Here is an 18230-nt window from a genome sequence, read left to right on the forward strand (position 1 = left end):
AGTGCCGTGACGCGCCGTGCGGGTCGTCACGGGTCGAGTCGGTACGTCTCATTGAGGTGATGTCGGAGCAGCGCATCGAATCGCGCGAGCGATGCCTCGACGCTCGCCGCAGCATCGGAATCGAGTGGCGCGTGCGGTGCATCGGAGTGCGCACCCGCGGCCTCGAGGGCGTCGAGCATGGCCGAGTGCTCGGCCAGAATCTCGTCGCTGCGATCAAAGAGTCGCTGCCCGTAACTGAAGAGCAGGAAGCGTTGGCGATCCGCCAATCGGTCGTAGAGCTCGGTGAGCACGGCGTTGCGCGCTGCGGTGACGAATGAGCGATGAAAGTCGATGCTGAGTTCCACGAACGCCGGCAGGTCGCGCGCCTCGAGGCGCTCGCGCTGAGCCGGCAACTGCTCACGAAGTGCCACAGCCGTGCGGCGGCGCAGCGTCGGGCACGCCGAACGCACCGCGCCCGACTCGAGCAGCACCTTCGACTGCGCCAGATCGGCGACCGACTGCGCACTCACCTCGCGCACGAGTGCGCCCCGCTTGGGATAGATGGTGAGCCAGCCCTCGTCTTGCAGCCGGATGAGTGCCGCGCGCACGGGGGTTCTGCTCACGCCCACCGATGCGGCGATGGTGGACTCGCTGAGCATGGTGCCGCCGACATATGCGCCCGTGAGGATGTCGTCGAGCACGGTGCGGTACGCGCGGTCGGCGGCGGAGTCCGTGGAGGCAACGTGCATGGTGACTATTCTCCGCCCTCCCAGATCGAACTCAGTCCGCTCAGGATACATCTTGTATCCTAGATGCGTGTCGCAGCAATCATCCTCCTCACGCACCGCCAACCGTCGCCTGAAATCGTGGCTCTTCCTCGCAGCCGCCGTCATCGTCTTCCTCGGTGTCGTCATCTTCGCTCAAGCGTCAATGAACAACGGCACCGGGTCGTTCGGGGCTGGGGCGAAGCAAGGCAAATCCGCCTCAGACGGAAGCGGCGCGAGCGCGGAAGACGCCGCATCGCCCGCCGGGTTCGAGACCCGAGACCCGGCCGACCCGATGGCGATCGGTGACGTCGATGCGCCCGTCGTGCTCGTCGAGTGGACCGACATGCGCTGCCCCTACTGCGCCGTGTTCAACCAGGAGACGCTGCCGACCATCGTCGATGAGTACGTCGAATCGGGCCAGGTGCGCATTGAAGTGCGCGACGTCGCGTTCTTCGGCGAGGAGTCGGAGATCGCATCGGTTGCCGCCCGCGCCGCCGGCGAACAGGGCAAGTTCATCGAGTACCTCGACGCCGTCTATGCGGCGGCGCCCGCCGAGGGGCACCCCGACCTGCCGGTCGGTCAGCTCATCGGCTTCGCGAAAGAGGTCGGGGTGCCCGATATCGCGAAGTTCAAAGCCGACCTCGCAGATCCGGCACTGCGCGCCGCGGTGCAGCAGAGCACGTCGACCGCGCAGCAACTCGGAGTCACCGGGGTGCCGTTCTTCGCCGTCGGCACCAACGCGCTGTCGGGTGCGCAGCCGATCGACGCGTTCCGCGACTTCCTCGACACCGCCATCGAAGCGGCTCCCGACTCGGCCGCCTGATCGTGGAACTCGGTCTGCTCGGAGCGTTTCTCGGCGGCGTGCTCACGCTGCTGAGCCCCTGCTCGGTGATGCTGCTGCCGGCGTTCTTCTCGTACGCGTTCACCTCACCGGGGGCGATGGTCGCCCGCACCGGCGTGTTCTACCTTGGGCTCATCACCACGCTCGTGCCGCTCGGCGTGCTGGCCGGCACGCTCGGTGCGTTCGTCAACGCGCACCGCGACGGCTTCGTGCTGGTCGCCTCGATCGTCGTCATCGCGCTCGGCGCACTGCTGCTGCTGAACGTGCCGCTGCCGTTCATTCGGGGCCGCGAGGGTGACGGTGGCGGCACGACCGCGCTCTCCGTCTACGCGCTCGGCACGATCTACGGCCTCGCGGGGGTCTGCGCCGGCCCGCTGCTCGGCGCCGTGCTCACGGTCGCCGCGGTCTCGGGCAACGCGCTGCTCGGCGGGGTGACGCTGCTCGTCTTCGCGGCGGGCATGGCCCTGCCGCTGCTGCTGCTGAGCCTTTTGTGGACGCGCCTGCCGTTCGTGCGCCGCATCGTGCGGCCCCGCGAGGTGCGCATCGGGTGGTGGCGCAACACCTGGACCGGCATCATCGGCGGCGTGCTCACCATCGGCATCGGCGTGTTCATGCTGGTGACGCGCGGCACCACGAGCCTCGGCGGGGTGCTCGGCGCCTCCGATCAGGTGCGCCTCGAAGGGTGGGTGCTCGAGCAGTCGCGATCCGTACCCGACTTCGTTGTCGTCGGCGTCGTGCTCGCGATTGCGGCTATCGCGCTGTGGTGGTCGCGGCGTCGTGCGCGGCTCGTGCGGCAGCGCGCTGAGCCCGCTGCGCCCGCATCGCTACGTTGATGCGCTTCGCATTCAGTGCGACGACCGCCGAAGCGATAACGCCGGGGAGCGTCATGGTCAGGATGATGATGGCTTGAGGTTCCATGTGTTCCAGCGTAGAAAATGGACGATGAGGCGGCATCCGCCGCAGGAATGAATCCGATCCGCCGCGAGGCGGAGAGAGCGAGCATCATGCGCATCTTGATCGTTGGAGCTTCGGGCCACGTGGGATCGGCCGCAGCGCGGGCGCTGAGCGCCAAGCACGAGGTCGTCGGGCTCAGCCGCAGCACCGACCCCGCAATTGATCTGCTTGATCCCGAGTCGATTCGCGCCGTCTTCGATCGTCTCGGTCGCTTCGACGCCGTGGTCTCGGCGTTCGGCTCCGCGCCATTCAAGCCGGCGCCCGAGCTGACCACCGAAGACCTCGAGTCTGCCTTCCGGGGCAAGGTGCTCAGCCAGCTCTCGCTCGTGCGCATCGGCCTCGAATTCGTCGAGGATCACGGGTCGTTCACGCTCACCACGGGCATTCTGGCGCGCGAGTCGCTGCCTGCCGGGGCCGCTGCCGCGATGGCGAACGGTGCGGTCGAATCGTACGTGCGCTCGGCGGGCAACGAGCTGCCGCGCGGGATCCGCCTGAACGTCGTCAGCCCGAACGTGCTCGCGTCGGCGACCGGGTACCACGAGGCGTTCGCGGGGTTCGAGCCGGTCTCCGATGAACGCGTGGGTCTTGCTTACGTGCGCTCGGTCGAGGGCAACGACACTGGCCGTACCTACCCCGTCGGCTGAAGCGGGTCGCTCGCCGATCGCCGTGTCGGCTGCGAAGCACCCGGGCGCAGTGGATTTCGGGGCTGGTTGCAGGCATGCTGTTCGTGGTGCACAGCAGCACCATCCCTAACTGAAGGAACGATATTCATGTCCAAGTACCGGGTGCAGAATCCTGCCACGGGTGAGGTTCTCGAGACGTTCGAGGCCGCCACCGATGTGCAGATCGAGGAGGCGCTCGCAAGCGCCGACGCCGTATACCGGGAATGGCGGGAGCGGAGCGTGCAAGAGCGCGCCGCGGTCGTCAAACGGGTCGCCGAGATCTTCATCGAGCGCAAAGACGAGCTCGCTCGTCTGATTGCGCTCGAGATGGGTAAGTCGATCGCGGAGTCGATCGATGAGGTCGAGTTTGCGGCGCAGATCATCGACTATTACGCGGTGTACGGCCCGAGCCTCATCACGGATGCCGAGATCCCGAGCACCATTCCGGGCAAGGCCATCATCGAGCACCTGCCTGTCGGCACGCTGCTCGGCGTGATGCCGTGGAACTTCCCGTACTATCAGGTCGCCCGCTTCGCGGCACCGAACCTGGTGCTCGGTAACACGATCTTGCTGAAGCACGCCGACGTCTGCGCGCGGTCGGCGCTGACGATCCAGGAGATCATGGAAGAGGCTGGCGTTCCCGTCGGCGGCTACCAGAACGTCTTCGCGTCGCACGACCAGATCGCGACGATCATCGCTGACTCACGCGTGCAGGGCGTCTCGCTCACCGGCTCCGAGCGTGCCGGCGCGATCATCGGTGCGCAGGCCGGTTCGAACCTGAAGAAGGCTGTGCTCGAGCTCGGCGGCATCGACGCGATGGTCGTGCTCGACTCCGACGACGTGGCCGACGTCGCGAAGCAGGCCTGGGACTTCCGCGTCTACAACGCGGGGCAGGTGTGCAACTCGAACAAGCGCCTCATCGTGATGGATGACATCTACGACGAGTTCGTCGCCGAGCTCGTGAAGCTCGCCGAGGGCCTCGTGCCGGGCGATCAGCTCGACCTGCAGGAGGGGCAGTTCGTGCCCCTCTCGTCGCGTGCGGCGGCTGAGACCGTTGATGCTCAGGTGCAGAAGGCGGTGTCCGAGGGGGCGAAGCTGCTCGCCGGCGGCGTGCTCTCCGATGGACCTGCGGCGTACTACTCGCCCGCGGTGCTCGTTGATGTGCCGCGCGATTCCGAGTCGTACGGGGTCGAGATCTTCGGCCCGGTTGCCACGGTCTACAAGGTGTCGAGCGACGAGGAAGCGCTTGAGCTCGCCAACGACTGCGCGTTGGGTCTCGGCGGCTCGGTGTTCTCGACCGATGAGGCGCGCGCTGCGCGCGTCGCGTCGAAGCTCGAGACCGGTATGAGCCACGTGAACATCATCGCGGCGGAGTCGGCCGAGTTGCCGTTCGGTGGTGTGAAGCACTCGGGCTTCGGTCGCGAGATGGGCCCGATCGGTATCGGGGAGTTCGCGAACAAGCGCTTGTACTTCGTCGCGAAGTAGGCGTTCGTCGCTGATCAGCGGGCCGCGGGGTGGAAAGCCACCTCGTGGCCCGCTTGTCGTTGGTGGCACGGAACGCAGCGCCGGCGCTCACGCCCGCGTCATGCGACTCGGCCCGAATCGTCATGTTGTCGCGAGCTCAGCCGCCGTACCTTGGCACTGGCGCGATCGTTGCGCCACTCAGCGAGGAGGATCACATGGGCGAGCGCACGGGCAGTTTCAAGCGGGTGCTTTCCCTGCGGCACCTGGTCGCGTTCGGTCTCGCGTATCTCGCCCCGACGGTGGTCTTCAACTATTACGGCATCGCCACGAGCCTGACCGGCGGCATGATGGCGCTCGCGTATCTCGTGACGATGGCCGCGATGTTCTTCACCGCCTATTCGTACGCGCAGATGGTCAAAGCTTTTCCGATTTCGGGATCGGCGTACACCTACGTGCAGCGAGCGGTGAACCCGTGGGCCGGCTTCGCTGCGGGCTGGGTGCTGCTGCTCGACTATCTGCTGCTGCCGATGATTTGCTACCTGCTCTTCGGCGTCTACATGAACGAGTACGTGCCGCAGGTGCCCGTGTTCGTCTGGGTGATCCTCGCCGCCGTCTTCGGCATGGGCATCAACATTCTGGGCGCTCGGGTGTCGGGCCGCGTGAACGTCGTGCTGGTGACGGCGCAGGTGCTGTTCTGCGTGGTGCTGGTCGGCCTCATTATCGGGTTCGTGCTCGGCGGGGGCGGCAGCGGCCACCTCTTCGTGCCCGAGGCCATTCTCGATCTGGCCCGGTTCGACGGCGGCAACCTGCTGTGGGCGAGCTCGATTCTCGCGGTCTCGTTCCTCGGGTTCGATGCCGTCTCGACGCTTGCCGAAGAAGCGCACGAGCCCCAGCGCACGCTGCCCCGCGCCATCATGATCGTGTGCATCGGCGCCGGCATCGCCTTTGCGGTGATCGCCTACTTCCTGCAGATCGCCTGGCCGAACGCCTACGCCGAGATCGTTGACGCCGACACGGGAATCTTCGAGCTCCTGCCGCAGATCGGCGGCGAACCGCTGGCGTTCTCGTTCTTCCTCACCGATCAGCTCGCGAGCATCCTCGCGGGCACCGCAGCGATCACCGCGGTGTCGCGCGTGCTCTACAGCATGGGCCGCGACGGCATCCTGCCGCGGCGGTTCTTCGGGCGCCTGTCGCCTCGCTTCGGCACCCCCGTCGGCAACATCGTGCTCACGGGCCTCATCTCGCTGACCGCGATCTTCTACGCCGAGAACCTGTTCGGAGCGGCGTCGCTCACGAGCTTCGGCGCGATCACCGGGTTCATCATGGTCAACTACGCGGTCTTCAACCATTACTTCGTGCGCGAGGGGCGTCGCGCACTGGCCGACATCGGCAGGTACCTGGTGCTCCCGGCGGTCGGCATCGCGGTCAATGCTGTGCTCTGGTTTAACATCGATGCGCACGCCAAGATTCTGGGCGGCATCTGGCTCGCGATCGGCGTCGTCTACCTCGCGTTCGCGACGCGCGGGTTCAAGACCCCACCCGCCGGCATTCAGTTCGACGAGGCCGCAGACGGTGACGACGACAGCGGCAGTGGTGCGGCTCGTGCAGAGGTGACCAACGTCGACCCAGCTTCGGTGAATGCCCCGGGCGGGCCGCGCTGATCCGGCACCCGCCGCCCGCTACCTCGTTGTCGCGCTGCCCCACGCCACCTCGTCACGTTCGATCGATCGGAGATCTTCCCGTGCTCACCGTGCTCACCAACGCCCGCATCCGCACCCTCGACCCGCAGCGGCCTGAAGCCGACACCCTCGTGATCGACGGCGACACGATCGCGTTCGTCGGCCCCGCTGCCGAGCGGCCCGAACACCCCGGTGCCGCCGTCGTCGACCTCGGGGGGCGCACGGTGATTCCGGGCTTCATCGACAGCCACACGCACCCCGAGATGGTGACGAAGAGCGCCTGGCACGTGCGGTTGCCGTGGACGCACGACGTCGACGAGTTGCTCGACTTCATCCGCGCATACGCGGCGGAGCATCCGAAAGAGGAAGCGCCGTTTCTGTACTTCGAGTACTACCCGAGCACGCTCTTCGCCGGCAGCGCGCCCACGAAAGAACTGCTCGATACCGCGGTCAGCGACCGGCCGGTGCTGTGCCAAGACTTCAGCGAGCACGAGCACTGGGTCAACAGCAAGATGCTCGAACTCATGGAGGTGACGCGCGAGACGCCCGACCCGGTGCCGGGCCTCGAGATGTTTGTGCGCGACGACGAGGGCGAACCCACCGGCCTGCTGCGCGAGATGGTGCACGCGCGCTTCATCGACACGATGTACGCGACGCTCGGGTGGGCACCGCCCGAAGAGATCACGCCTGAGCGCCTGCAAGCGGGCTTCCTCGACTTCATGGCCGAGCGCGGCGTCACAGCCCTGTTCGACGCCATGCTCATGGACGACGACGTAGTGCGCTCGCTCGCAGAGCTCGAAGAGCGCGGCGAACTGCACCTGCAGTATTCGGGCGCCGTGCGGTTCCGCACCCTCGCCGACCTCCCCGAAGCGATCGCGCGGGCGCAGCGACTCGACGCCGAATACGGCAGCGACCGCATCCGAGTGAACGCACTCAAACTCTTTCTCGACGGCACGAACGAGAGCGGCAACAGTGCGGTGCTTGAGTCGCTCTGCGGATCCCATCGGGCCGACGACCGCGGCGAGATCCAAATGGAGACCGCCGAGCTGCAGGCGTGCTTCGAGCTCTGCAGCCGCGAGCGCATCGACGTGCACATCCACCTGGTCGGCGACCGGGCCTTCCGCACCGCCTGCGACGCAGCCGAGGCCGCTCAGCGGGCGCTCGCCGCAGCGGGTGAGGAGTGGGGCACCCGCATCACGCTCGCGCACTGCGAGCTGGTCGACCCCGCAGACATGCATCGCCCCGCCGAACTCGGCATCTTTGTGAACTGGACGCCCCACTGGTCGGGCGCCTATTTCGGTGAGGGGGCCATCGAGCACCTCGGCGAGGAGCGCTGGAACCGCATGTACGATTTCACCGCGATCGCCCGCCACGGTGCCACGGTGACGTTCGCGAGCGACGTCGTCACGGCCTACGAGCTGCACCGGGGCGACCCGCTCTTCGGCATACAGGTCGCGCACACGCGCGTGGATCCGGAATACCCGCTCGCCCCCGAACGCTTTCCGGGCAGCGCCCGCCCGCAGCCCGGGGCACGGCTACCCCTCGAACTGCTGCTCGAGGGCTACACGATCAACGGCGCACGACAGTTGCGCATCGATGATCGCGCGGGATCACTCGAGGCCGGCAAGCGGGCGACCCTGAATGTGCTCAGCGCAGACCCGGCAGACGTCGAGCCGTCGGCGCTCGCCGGGATTCGCTGCGATGCCGTGCTCTTCGAAGGTCGCGTCATTTCGGGATCGCTCGACGCGCGTTCGCAGTAGCGTGCGGTGCGGGGCCGAGCTCGCTGACCGGTTCGGGCGGTCTATGCTGACTGCCATGCGCGCGCACCGAGGAATCGACGGAATCGCCGTCGAAGCCGCCTCGGTGCGCCGCACCTCGGTGCACCGGCACCCCGAAATCATCGAGTTCGTGTACGCGCTGCGGGGCGAGCTCGACGTGCAGGTGAGCAGTGAGCAGTACCTGCTCGAAGAGGGCGATTTCGCGCTGCTGAACGCCGGCGATACGCACGCCTTCGAGGGGCGCCGCGAGTGCACCGTCGTGACGCTGCAGATCGACGTCGCTGCGTTCGCCGATGAGTTCCCTGAGCTGCCGAGCAAGATCTTCGCCTGCGAGTCGTTCGATCTGCCCCGATATTTGGGCACTGAGGCCTACCTGCGCGATGCGTTGCTCACGATTTTCGCGGCGCCGCCCGCAGACCGTCGGCCGCTCGTCTCGGCGCTGCTGCACGACCTGATCGAGTTCTACGGGGTCGAGCAGTACTACGACCGTCGCCGAGTCATCAATCACACCCGCCGTGCGCTGCTGCGCACCATGCTCACGCTGCTGCGCACGCACGCATCCGAGCGCAATGTGCTCGAGCGCATCAGCGACGAGATGAACTACAGCAAGGGCGCGCTCTCCCGGCTGACCCGCGACGCGATGGGCATGAGCTTCAGCGACATCCTCACGAACCTGCGCCTCACGCGGGCCGAGGTGCTGCTGCTCGAGGGCGACGACACGATGGTGTCGATCGCGCACGCCTGCGGGTTCTCGGACGTCAAGTACTTCACGCGCGCGTTCCGCGCCTGGTTCGGGTGCACGCCCGCGGCCTGCCGCACCGCGCACCGCGGCAGAGTGCACGGCGGCGACGACCTCGACCCGCTGGGCGAGCCCCTGCCGCAGCTCGTCGAGCAGCACCGCGCCGTGGCGCTGCCGACCGGCCGCCCGACGCGGCGCAGCGCGACCCCCATCGCGGTCGTCACTTCGGCGGCGGCACCTGACACCTTCGACTCGGGGTCTGCGCTGCCGCAGATCGCCGGGCCCTCTGGGGGGCGGGATCGCCCAACGTTCAACAACGGACCGGCGCCCGCGGAAGCGCCGCACCTGCTGCCGATCCGGGTGCTCGACGATGCTGCGGAGGCCGATGCGGCCGACCGCTGGCGCGACATCTGGAGTGGGGTCGACCGCGAGCTGTACCGCCCAGTGCTCATCGTGCCGGCCGATCGCGGCGCCGACGCAGCGCGTATCGTCGCCGAACTCCGGGAGCACGGCGACGAAACGATCGAGCTCTGGGTGTCGTACCGCTTCGGCGATGCCGGCCTCGCGGAGTCGGTCGCCGCCGACCTGCGCGCGCTGCCCGGAGTCACCGCGACTCCCATGCTCGCGGCCTGAGCCGGTACGCGGCACACTGGGGGCATGCGTATCCGCACCGAGTTCGAAGCCCCCTGCACCGCCGAAGCCGCCTGGCGGGCGCTGCACGACCCCCTCGTGGTCGGCGCGCTCTACGCCCCGCTGCTCGCGATGACGCCGCGCGGCGAGTTTCCGGAGGCGCTGACCACCGGCAGCGAGGTGCGCGTGCGGCTCGCGGCGTTCGGCGTCGTGCCGGTGGGGGAGCAGGCGATCCGGATCACCGATCTCATGCCGACCGACCCCGACGGGTGGCCCCGCACCATGCGCGACCACGGCGAGGCGCTCTCGGGCCCGCTGTCAGGGCTCACCGAGTGGCGGCACGCGATGACGATCTCGCGCTCGCGCGCATCAGCCCACCGCGCCGTCTGGACCGATGAGCTACACATCGCGGGGCCGACCGCGCCGCTCATTCGGCCGGGACTGGCGCTGATGTGGCGCTGGCGCGGCCGCAAGCTGCGCCGCCTCGCCGCCGACTGGCGGTAGGCGGGGTCGGCGCCCGGCCGCCCCGCCCGGCCGCGCCGTGCCCACGCCGCCCGCCCACGCCGCCCTATCTTCCGCCGAGCGCCTCCTTTCTCGCCGAGCCCCTGCGAAATGCGCGCACACATTGGAGGGATTCGGCGAGAAAGGAGGCGCTCGGCGAGGTCGGGGCCGCCCCGGCCCGCCGAGTGACTGCCCAGATCATGAGCCACCGTCGCCACACGCGATATCGGCGGTCATTCGCGACCTGGGCGGTCACTCGACGTGGTCGGAGGTGCTCTACCCCGCCGGGTCGAGCAGCGCCGAGCGCTGCTCCGCGGTCAGCGGCGTCGCGGGGAACTGCAGCACGACCTTGCCGACCGGGTGCTCCTCGATCAAGAAGCGGTAGGCCTCGTGCACCTCGGCGACGTCGAACACCCGCTCGACGGGGGCCTGGATGTGCCCGTACGCGATCGCCTTCGCCAACCAGTCGAGGTCGCCGTGCTTCGCGACGCCGCTGCCGGCAGTGTGCACGCCGTGGCTCTCGGCGGCACCTGGACCGGCCCCGATCGAGTTCGTGCGGTCGGCCGGTACGCCGAGCGACGCGAACAGGTCGAGCTCGTCGGGCCCCTGCGTCGCGAACGCTGCGTGAATGCCGTCGGGCGCGGAGGCGCGGAGGCGATCCGCCAGCCCCTCGCCGTAGGCGATCGGTTCGATACCGAGCGACCGGAGTGCGGCCGCGTTGCGTTCGCTCGAGATGCCGAGCACGCGCGCACCGAGGTTGAGCGCGAGCTGGGCGGCGAGCACGCCGACTCCGCCGGACGCACCCGACACGACGACGGTCTCGCCCTCGGCGGGGCGGATCGCGCGGATACCCGCGATCGCGGTGCGGCCGGTGATGTGCAGGGCGCCAGCGGTGTCGAGCCCGAGGCCGCGCGGTACGAGGTGGAGAGTCGCCGCCGGGTCGGTGACGAGCAGGGACGCGGTCTGCGCCTGCTGCGAGAGCCCGCCGAACACGAGATCGCCGGGCTTGAAGCCTTCGACGCCGTCGCCGACCTGATCGACGATGCCCGCGAAGTCGGTGCCGTTGCCCGATGCGCCATCAACGGGGCCGAACGCGCCGCTCACGATCTTCCAGTCGACCGGGTTGAGCCCGGCATAGCGCACCTGCACCCGCACCTGCCCGGGCCCGGCCTCGGGGGCCGCGATGTCGACGAGCTGCAGCTGCTCGACGCCGCCGTTTGCGCGGTACTGAACGGTCGTGCTCATGTGGTGCTCCTTCGGGTCTGCGTGCGAGCCGCGCCGGTCGGCGGGTTCACCAGCACCAACGACCCCGCCGCCCGCGCTCTTCCCGTGAGGTTGCCGAGCGCGTCACATTCGGCAACCTGCCTCGCAGGTCGCGGATCGCGGCCTGAGCGAGCGCCCCCCCCGCTACCCTGAACCGAGAAGGGTGGGCGCATGGCAACCGTGAGTATCAACGGCATCGAACTGTACGAGCAGGTGTCGGGGTCGGGCGAACCCGTCGTGGTGCTCCACGGCGGGTTCTGCTCGCTCGAATCGCTGGAGCCGATCGCCGACGCGCTCGCCGCAGTGGCCCGAGTGCACGCCTATGAGCGCCCGGGCCACGGTCGCACCGCCGACCTGCCGGGCGACTACTCGTACGAGCGCGGCGTCACCGAGGCGCTCGCCTACCTCGACGCGCACGGACTCACCGATGCCCACATCGTCGGGTACAGCGACGGGGCGATCATCGGACTCATGCTCGCCATGGCGCATCCCAGCCGGGTGCGCTCGCTCACCGCGATCAGCGCGAACCTCGATCCGTCGGCGTACGACCGCGATCTGCCGGCGAACGGCCCGGTGCTGCCCGATCTGCCGCGGCCGTTTGCGGCGGGCGGTCCGGCGCCGGATCACATCACCCCCGAGCGCCGCGCCTACGAGCGCCTGTCGCCCGACGGGCCCGAGCACGCCGACGTCGTCTTCGACAAGTGTCTGCGGCTCTGGATGTCCGAACCCCACATCGCCGCCGCCGAACTCGCCCGCGCGACGTCGCCAACGCTGGTGGTCGGTGGTGACCGCGACACGGTGCGGCCCGCGCACTCGCTGCACATCGCGGCGAGTCTGCCGAACGCGCGCCTCGCGATCGTGCCGGGAACCACGCACGGGCTCGTCGATCAAAAGCCCGAGCTCATCACCGCGCTGATCCTCGACTTCTGGGCCGAGGTCGCGGAGGCCTGAGCGCGGGCACGGTGCTGCCGCACCTGCGCCGACTGCCCCGCCCCTTCCCGCCCCTTCCTGCCCCGCGCTGGGTGCCCTGCCCCGCTGCCCACCACCCCGCCCCGAGTGCACCCTTTTCGCGCGAGTGCACCGGTAAGTGAGGGGTGCTTTCGCGCAAAAGGGGTGCATTCGAGGGGAAAGTTGGGACGCTGCGTGGGCGCGGTCGCGCGCCCGGCAAGAACCCCTACGCCGACCGGCGCAGCAGCCACACGAAGTAGGGCGCCCCGATCAGCGTGAGCATGAGCCCGGCGGGCAACTGCGCGGGCGAGATCAGGGTGCGTCCGAGGGTGTCGGCGACGCAGACGAGCAGCCCGCCGAGCAGCATCGCGACCGGGATGATGCGCGCGTGCCGCGCTCCAACGATCGCGCGGGCGAGGTGCGGGGCGACGAGGCCCACGAATCCGATGACGCCGACGGCGACGACGCTGACGGCGGCGAGCACGGCCGCGATCGCGAGCATCGAGAAGCGCGTCTTCTCAAGCCCGATGCCGAGAATGCGGGGCGTGTCTTCGTCGATGGCGAGCAGGTCGAGGTGGCGGCGCAATCCGATGAGGATCGGCAGCGCGACGACCAGCGCGATCGCCACGGGCAGCACATCGGGCATCGACCGCCCGTAGGTGGTGCCCGAGAGCCAGGTCAGAATGCGGGGGGTGTTCCAGGCGTCGGCGCGCAGCAGCAGGAATGTGGTGAGCGCGCTGAGGCCGTACCCGCAGCCGATGCCGATGAGCACGAAGCGGTCGGGCAGCATGCCGCCGCGCCACGACAGCAGTGCGATGAGCGCGAACGTGGCGAGTCCCATCGCGACGGCGAGGGTGATGAGCAGGGGGCGGCCGCCGCCCGAGGTGACGGCGATGACCGCGCCGAGGCCGGCGCCGGCGGTGATGCCGAGCAGTCCTGGTTCGGCGAGCGGGTTGCGCACGGTCGACTGCACCACGCTGCCCGAGAGGGCGAGTGCGGCTCCGGCGAGCACGGCTGCAGCGACGCGGGGCACGCGCTCGTCGATGGCGCGCGCGACGAGGCCGGGGGCGAGGCCGCGGGCCCAGAGCGCGAGGTCGCCGGTCTGTAACCATAGGCTGCCCGCGAGCAGGCCGACGACGGCCGCCGCGGCGAGCAGCACGGCGGCGATCGCGATGATCACGCCGAGGCGCAGCCGCGTGCGGCGGCCCGGTCGGGCCTGTGGCGGGGTGCGCACCCCGCCGGCGTCGCGCATGCGCAGCGCGAGCACGACGATGACGACGGCGCCGAGCAGGGCGGTGGGAATGCCGGTGGGCACGGAGGTGGCGCCCTCGGCGGTGAGCAGGGCGCGGAGGCCGGCATCGGCGAGCAGGATCAGCAGCGCGCCCAGCAGCCCCGACACCGGAATCAGCAGCAGGTGTCGGGTGACCGGCCGCACGCGCGACGCGATGAGGCGGGCGAGCACGGGGGCGCCGAGTCCGACGAATGCGATGGGACCGGCGAGCATGACGGCGGTGCTCGTGAGCACGACGGCGCAGACCACGGCGATGAGGCGGGTGGAGCGGATCGGCACGCCGAGCGCCGAGGCGGTGTCGTCGCCGAGCCCGAGCACGTCGAGCCGGCGGGTAAGCAGCAGTGCCGCGAGGAGGGCGACGACGATGAGGGGGAGGGCCCGCAGCGAGGCGTCGATGTTGAGCTGCGCCAGCGATCCCGAACCCCAGGCGAAGAGCCCGGTGGTGTTCTCCTTGAACAGGATCAGCAGCATCGCCGTGCCCGCGTCGAGGGCCATCGCGAGCGCTGATCCGGCGAGGATGAGGCGTGTGGTGCCCGCACCGGCGGTGCTGCCGGCGAGCGCGAGAACGAGTGCGGCGGCGAGCAGGCCGCCGATGAACGCGACCGATCCCGAGGCCCAGAGCGGCAGCGAGAGCCCGAACGCGGCGACCGCTGACAGCGCGAAGTAGGAGCCGGCGGTGACGGCGAGGGTGTCAGGCGAGGCCAACTGGTTGCGGGTGATCGACTGCAGCAGTGCGCCGGCAGCGCCCAGCGCGAACCCGACGGCGACGCCCGCGGCGAGGCGCGGCAGGCGGGAGCCGGTGAGCACATCGCCCACCGGCACGCCGCCGACCGATTCACGGGCACCGCCTGCGTAGCGCACGAGGTCCCAGACCCCGACGCCCGAGGTACCTTGGGTGAGGTGCCACGCCCCGACCGCCACGACCGCGATGAGCAGCCCGACGAGCACCGCGATCCCGCTGGCGCGCCCGCGCAACCCGAGGTCGCCGGCGGCGTGCTCGGGCGCCTCGGGCGCGTCAGGCGCACTGAGTGCGGGCCGGGTCGAAGTCGGCGCGACTGCGGGCGTCGCGGTGCTGGTCGGGGTCATGGCGATCCTGCGCGGCGTTACTTCTGGAGAATGACGTCGACGAACGCGTCGACGGCCTGCTCACCCGACAGCGGGCCGCCTGCACCCCAGACGCCCGCGGGGAACGCGTGCGCGCGGCCCTCCTTGACGGCGGGCAGCGAGGTCCAGATCGCGCTCTTCTCGAGCTCGGCGGTGTACCCGCCCTCCTCGTCCTTCGAGTAGAAGAGGTTCGCGTCGCCGACGGCGGTGAGGCCCTCGAGGTCGGTCTGCGCGAGGCCGTACGCGGGGTCCACGCCGCCATTGCCGTAGGCCTTGTCGATGTCGTTCGTCCAGGCCGGGGTCAGCCCGAGCTGCTCGCCGAACGCGGTGAAGAGGGCGCCCTCGCCGTAGGGGCGGATCACGAGGTTGCTGCCCTCGACCCAGCCGTCGAAGAACACGAAGTCCTTCGTGGGCAGGTCGACGGTCGCAACCTCGTCCTTCGCGTCGGCGAGGTGCTGATCGAAATCGGCGAGCACCTGATCGGCGCGCTCGGTGCGGCCGGTCGCCTCGGCGATCAACGTGAACACGTTCTTCATGTTGCCGATCGGATCTTTCGTGTCGGCGCCCACGGTGACGAGCACCGGAACATCGCTCTCCTTCTCAAGCGTCTTCACGATGTCGGCGTCGGCCTCGAACGCTTCGACCACGATCAGGTCGGGCTTCGCGCCGTAGAGGGCATCGAGGTCGGGCTCGCCGCGGGTGCCGAGATCGACGACGCCCTCCGGCAGTGTCTCCGCGCTGACCCAGGTGCCGTAGCCCTCGGGGTCGGAGACGGCGACCGGCGCCACGCAGAGCGTCAGCGCATCTTCGATCTGCTGCCACTCGAGCACCGCGACGCGCTTCGCCGGCTGATCGAGCTTCACCGTGCGGCCGACGCCATCGGTGATCTCGACCGGGCCGGTCGACGTGGTCGTCGTGTCGTTCTGGCACGCCTCCGAGGTGGCCTGCGGCACGTCGCCGCTTCCGGCCTCGACGGTGGTGGTGCCGCAGCCGGCCGCGGTGAACGCGACGGCGGTGACGAGCGCAGCGGCGGCTGCGGTGCGGAGGGAGCGGGTCATGCGTGGGTCCTCTCGGAGGGGTCGGTGGTCTGGTGCGAACGTTCGGAGCCGGGCGCTCGGTGCGCGAGCGGTGCGTGGCGCCCGATCGGGTCGATGCGCACGCGGCCGCTGCGCGGGTGCACCTCGACCTCCGCTTCGATGCCGTAGACCTCGCGGAGGTGCTCGGCGGTGAGCACCTCGGCCGGGATCCCTGCGGCGTGCACGCGCCCGGCATGCATCAGAATCAGCTCGTCGGCGACCCTCGCCGCGTGGTCGAGGTCGTGCAGCACGATGCCGACCGCGACTCCGGTCTCTTCGACGAGATCGCGCACGAGGTCGAGTGTTTCGATCTGGTAGCGCAGGTCGAGGTGGTTCGTCGGTTCGTCGAGCAGAACGACCCCGGTCTCTTGTGCGACGCAGGCGGCAAGCCAGACGCGCTGCATCTCGCCGCCCGACAGCTCACCGACGGGACGCGTCGCCATATCGCGCACGCCCGTCGCGAGCATCGCGTGGTCGATCGCGCGGCGATCATCGTCGGTGAGGCCGGCGAATCGGCGGCGGTGCGGGTGGCGCCCGAACGCGACCACTTCGCCGACCGAGAGGCCCTGTGGGGCGGGGCGCGACTGCGAGAAGAGGGTCACCTCGTGCGCGAATGCGCGAGCGGTCAGCAGCGAGACGGGGCGATCTTCGCGGTCGGCGCCGCCGATGGTGACGGCGTTGCGGGGAGCCGGGTGCAGTCGGGCGAGCGCGCGCAGCAGTGTCGATTTGCCGCTGCCGTTGGGGCCGATGAGCGCCGTGGCGCGGCCGGGCTCGAGTGCGATGGAAACGTCGTGCACGACGGCGCGGGCGCCGTAGGAGAGGTCGAGCCGTGTGCCGCGCAGTGAGGCGGGCACGCGGGAAGAACCGGTGGGGGCTGCTGGGGGCATGCGGAGTTTCTGGTTCGGCGGGCTCGTGGCGGCGGCTGTTCCTCGGGTGCGCATCACGCTGCACGCGTCGCAAGTGAGGGTAGCCTTGCTTACATCAGATTAGTTCGGGATCGCCGACCTCTGCAATTTCCATGAACCCCCTGACCGGGGCGGAGGTGCGAGGGCAGAGCTCCGCCCCTCGCTGCATCACCTCCCGTCGCGCAGGAAAAATCTGCCCCAGCGGTCACGCCCTGGGCATCTCGCCCGCGCGACGCAATTTCTCCTGCGCGACGAGAGACGGCGAGGTGCGAGCGGCCCGGGCAGCGACGCAGTCGCGGGATCGCCCGGCCCCGACCACCCGCGCGATTGTCGGCGGCATGCGTCACAATCGATGCATGGACGCCTACGAGTTGCAGCAGCGCGCCGCCGCGCGCGCCGATGAATTGCCCGGCGCGGTGCTCGAGCACCCGTTCGGGCCCGATGCCGACGTCTACAAGGTGCACGGCAAGGTCTTCATGCTGATCTCGGCGCTGCGCGGCGACGGCATCGTCACGCTGAAGTCGGCCCCGGCCGACGCGAACGTGCTGCGCGAGGCCTACGCCGACATCGCGCCCGGGTACCACATGAACAAGAAGCACTGGATCACGGTGTCGGGTGGCGGGGCGCTCGAAGCTGAGCTGCTCGATGATCTCGTCACTGAGTCATATCTGCTCGTTGTCGAGACCCTGCCAAAGCACGCCCGCCCTGTCGACCCGGCGCAGTTCGGGCGTCGCGCAGAAGAGGTGCGCTGAGCCGGAGTGCGCAGTACTCTGGCTCTGATGATGACCAGTCAGGCCCACGCGGGCCGCTCCCGGATCGGCGACCTGGTTGCTCTCTCATCCGCGCCCCTCCTGGCGCGAGTGTCACTTCACCCACTCGCATCGACCCAGGAGCATCATGACCGCACGTTTCAACCACACCATCATCGCCTCGCGCGATGCGGCCGAAATGGCCGATTTCTACGCGACGCTGCTCGAAGCCGAGCGCGCGCCCGGCTGAGGCCCGACCCGCAGCGTCAGCGAGCCGGCGAGATCAATGACGAGCACGGGGGACGCGGGGTCTACTTGCTCGACCCGTCGGGGCACTACCTCGAGTTAATCACGCGCCCGTATCTGTAGGGCGAGAGATTCCCTGCGAGTCGTCGGTCGACACCACCCGGAACACGTCGCTCAGGTGCTCACCGCGCAGAAAGTCGCCGATGCCGATCATGATGAGGCTGAAGATGATCTGTTCGGTGATCATCCATCCGGGGTAGAGCCCGGGAATCGCCGCCATGACGAGCGTGATGACCGGGAAGATCTGCGCGAAGAGTCGCAGTCGGCGGTACGCCCAGTACCAGCCGCGAGCGGCTCTCCAGGCGAAGTAGCAGAGGGTCGCGGTCATCGCGAGCACCACGAACGAGCGCATCCACACGGCGAGCGGCACGGTGCCACCTGCGGCGGTGATCCACACCGCGGCGACCGCGGCGGCAAGGCCGATCAGCAGCTCGAGCACGAGCAGCCAGGTGATCCAGCGGAATGCGCGGCGCGTCTTCGGGTGCGAGAGGCCGGCGGCGGCCACGCGCACACCGGCCTGACGCCCGCCGGCGATGCGGTCGAGACGGAGCAGCAGCGCGTCGAGTGCCATGCCGTCAGCGTACCGAATCGCGC

Annotated in this window: 16 protein-coding genes; 10 read left to right on the top strand and 6 right to left on the bottom strand. The window is 69.4% G+C overall.

Annotated features, from left to right (window positions below; genetic code table 11):
- Positions 1-26: 26 nt before the first annotated feature.
- Positions 27-728, bottom strand: a complete 702-nt coding sequence (locus CH42_RS13270) for a GntR family transcriptional regulator (RefSeq protein WP_053353687.1) — start codon at positions 726-728, stop codon at positions 27-29.
- 67 nt (positions 729-795) lie between these two features.
- On the opposite strand from CH42_RS13270, the gene CH42_RS13275 reads away from it, so the two are divergent.
- The 8 genes from CH42_RS13275 (at position 796) to CH42_RS13310 (ending at position 9997) form a co-directional block, all read left to right on the top strand.
- Complete coding sequence (locus CH42_RS13275; RefSeq protein WP_053353688.1) at positions 796-1569, top strand: DsbA family protein; 774 nt, start codon at positions 796-798, stop codon at positions 1567-1569.
- Between the two features lie 2 nt (positions 1570-1571).
- Complete coding sequence (locus tag CH42_RS13280) at positions 1572-2420, top strand: cytochrome c biogenesis CcdA family protein (RefSeq protein ID WP_053353689.1); 849 nt, start codon at positions 1572-1574, stop codon at positions 2418-2420.
- Between the two features lie 171 nt (positions 2421-2591).
- The gene (locus CH42_RS13285; RefSeq protein WP_053353759.1) at positions 2592-3185 is read left to right on the top strand and encodes a short chain dehydrogenase; all 594 of its coding nucleotides are present in this window, start codon (positions 2592-2594) and stop codon (positions 3183-3185) included.
- A gap of 126 nt (positions 3186-3311) precedes the next feature.
- On the top strand, positions 3312-4688 hold the full coding sequence (locus CH42_RS13290; protein WP_053353690.1) for an NAD-dependent succinate-semialdehyde dehydrogenase: 1377 nt from the start codon (positions 3312-3314) through the stop codon (positions 4686-4688).
- 194 nt (positions 4689-4882) lie between these two features.
- Complete coding sequence (locus CH42_RS13295; protein ID WP_075205398.1) at positions 4883-6328, top strand: APC family permease; 1446 nt, start codon at positions 4883-4885, stop codon at positions 6326-6328.
- Positions 6329-6408: 80 nt separating this feature from the next.
- Complete coding sequence (locus tag CH42_RS13300) at positions 6409-8106, top strand: amidohydrolase (protein ID WP_053353692.1); 1698 nt, start codon at positions 6409-6411, stop codon at positions 8104-8106.
- Between the two features lie 55 nt (positions 8107-8161).
- The gene (locus CH42_RS13305; RefSeq protein ID WP_162231093.1) at positions 8162-9496 is read left to right on the top strand and encodes a helix-turn-helix transcriptional regulator; all 1335 of its coding nucleotides are present in this window, start codon (positions 8162-8164) and stop codon (positions 9494-9496) included.
- A gap of 24 nt (positions 9497-9520) precedes the next feature.
- Positions 9521-9997: a hypothetical protein gene (locus tag CH42_RS13310; RefSeq protein WP_053353694.1), complete on the top strand. Its 477-nt coding sequence runs from the start codon at positions 9521-9523 to the stop codon at positions 9995-9997.
- A 273-nt stretch (positions 9998-10270) separates the two neighbouring features.
- Here the strand turns inward: CH42_RS13310 and CH42_RS13315 are convergent, their stop codons facing one another.
- Positions 10271-11239, bottom strand: a complete 969-nt coding sequence (locus CH42_RS13315) for an NADP-dependent oxidoreductase (protein WP_053353695.1) — start codon at positions 11237-11239, stop codon at positions 10271-10273.
- Positions 11240-11428: 189 nt separating this feature from the next.
- Between CH42_RS13315 and CH42_RS13320 the strand changes: the two genes are divergently transcribed.
- Positions 11429-12208, top strand: a complete 780-nt coding sequence (locus CH42_RS13320; RefSeq protein WP_053353696.1) for an alpha/beta fold hydrolase — start codon at positions 11429-11431, stop codon at positions 12206-12208.
- A 223-nt stretch (positions 12209-12431) separates the two neighbouring features.
- Here the strand turns inward: CH42_RS13320 and CH42_RS13325 are convergent, their stop codons facing one another.
- Genes CH42_RS13325 through CH42_RS13335 form a run of 3 tightly spaced genes read right to left on the bottom strand, consistent with a single transcriptional unit; the run spans position 12432 to position 16563 of the window.
- Positions 12432-14582, bottom strand: coding sequence for an iron ABC transporter permease (locus CH42_RS13325; RefSeq protein ID WP_075205395.1), 2151 nt, complete (start codon positions 14580-14582; stop codon positions 12432-12434).
- A 17-nt stretch (positions 14583-14599) separates the two neighbouring features.
- Positions 14600-15658 carry an iron-siderophore ABC transporter substrate-binding protein gene (locus CH42_RS13330; RefSeq protein WP_053353697.1) on the bottom strand — a complete coding sequence of 353 codons (1059 nt, stop codon included), beginning with the start codon at positions 15656-15658 and terminating at the stop codon, positions 14600-14602.
- Positions 15655-16563: an ABC transporter ATP-binding protein gene (locus CH42_RS13335; RefSeq protein ID WP_082309450.1), complete on the bottom strand. Its 909-nt coding sequence runs from the start codon at positions 16561-16563 to the stop codon at positions 15655-15657. The genes CH42_RS13330 and CH42_RS13335 overlap by 4 nt, the downstream gene beginning before the upstream one ends.
- 374 nt (positions 16564-16937) lie before the next feature.
- On the opposite strand from CH42_RS13335, the gene CH42_RS13340 reads away from it, so the two are divergent.
- Entirely contained in the window at positions 16938-17333 is a 396-nt protein-coding gene (locus CH42_RS13340; RefSeq protein ID WP_053353698.1) for an MmcQ/YjbR family DNA-binding protein, read from the top strand.
- A 346-nt stretch (positions 17334-17679) separates the two neighbouring features.
- Here CH42_RS13340 and CH42_RS13345 read toward each other — a convergent pair whose 3' ends face one another.
- A complete protein-coding gene (locus CH42_RS13345) occupies positions 17680-18207 on the bottom strand; it encodes a hypothetical protein (protein WP_053353761.1) in 528 nt (175 codons plus the stop codon).
- Between the last annotated feature and the right edge of the window lie 23 nt (positions 18208-18230).

This window comes from Leucobacter musarum subsp. musarum, assembly GCF_001273845.1.
Classification (GTDB): Bacteria; Actinomycetota; Actinomycetes; order Actinomycetales; family Microbacteriaceae; genus Leucobacter; species Leucobacter musarum.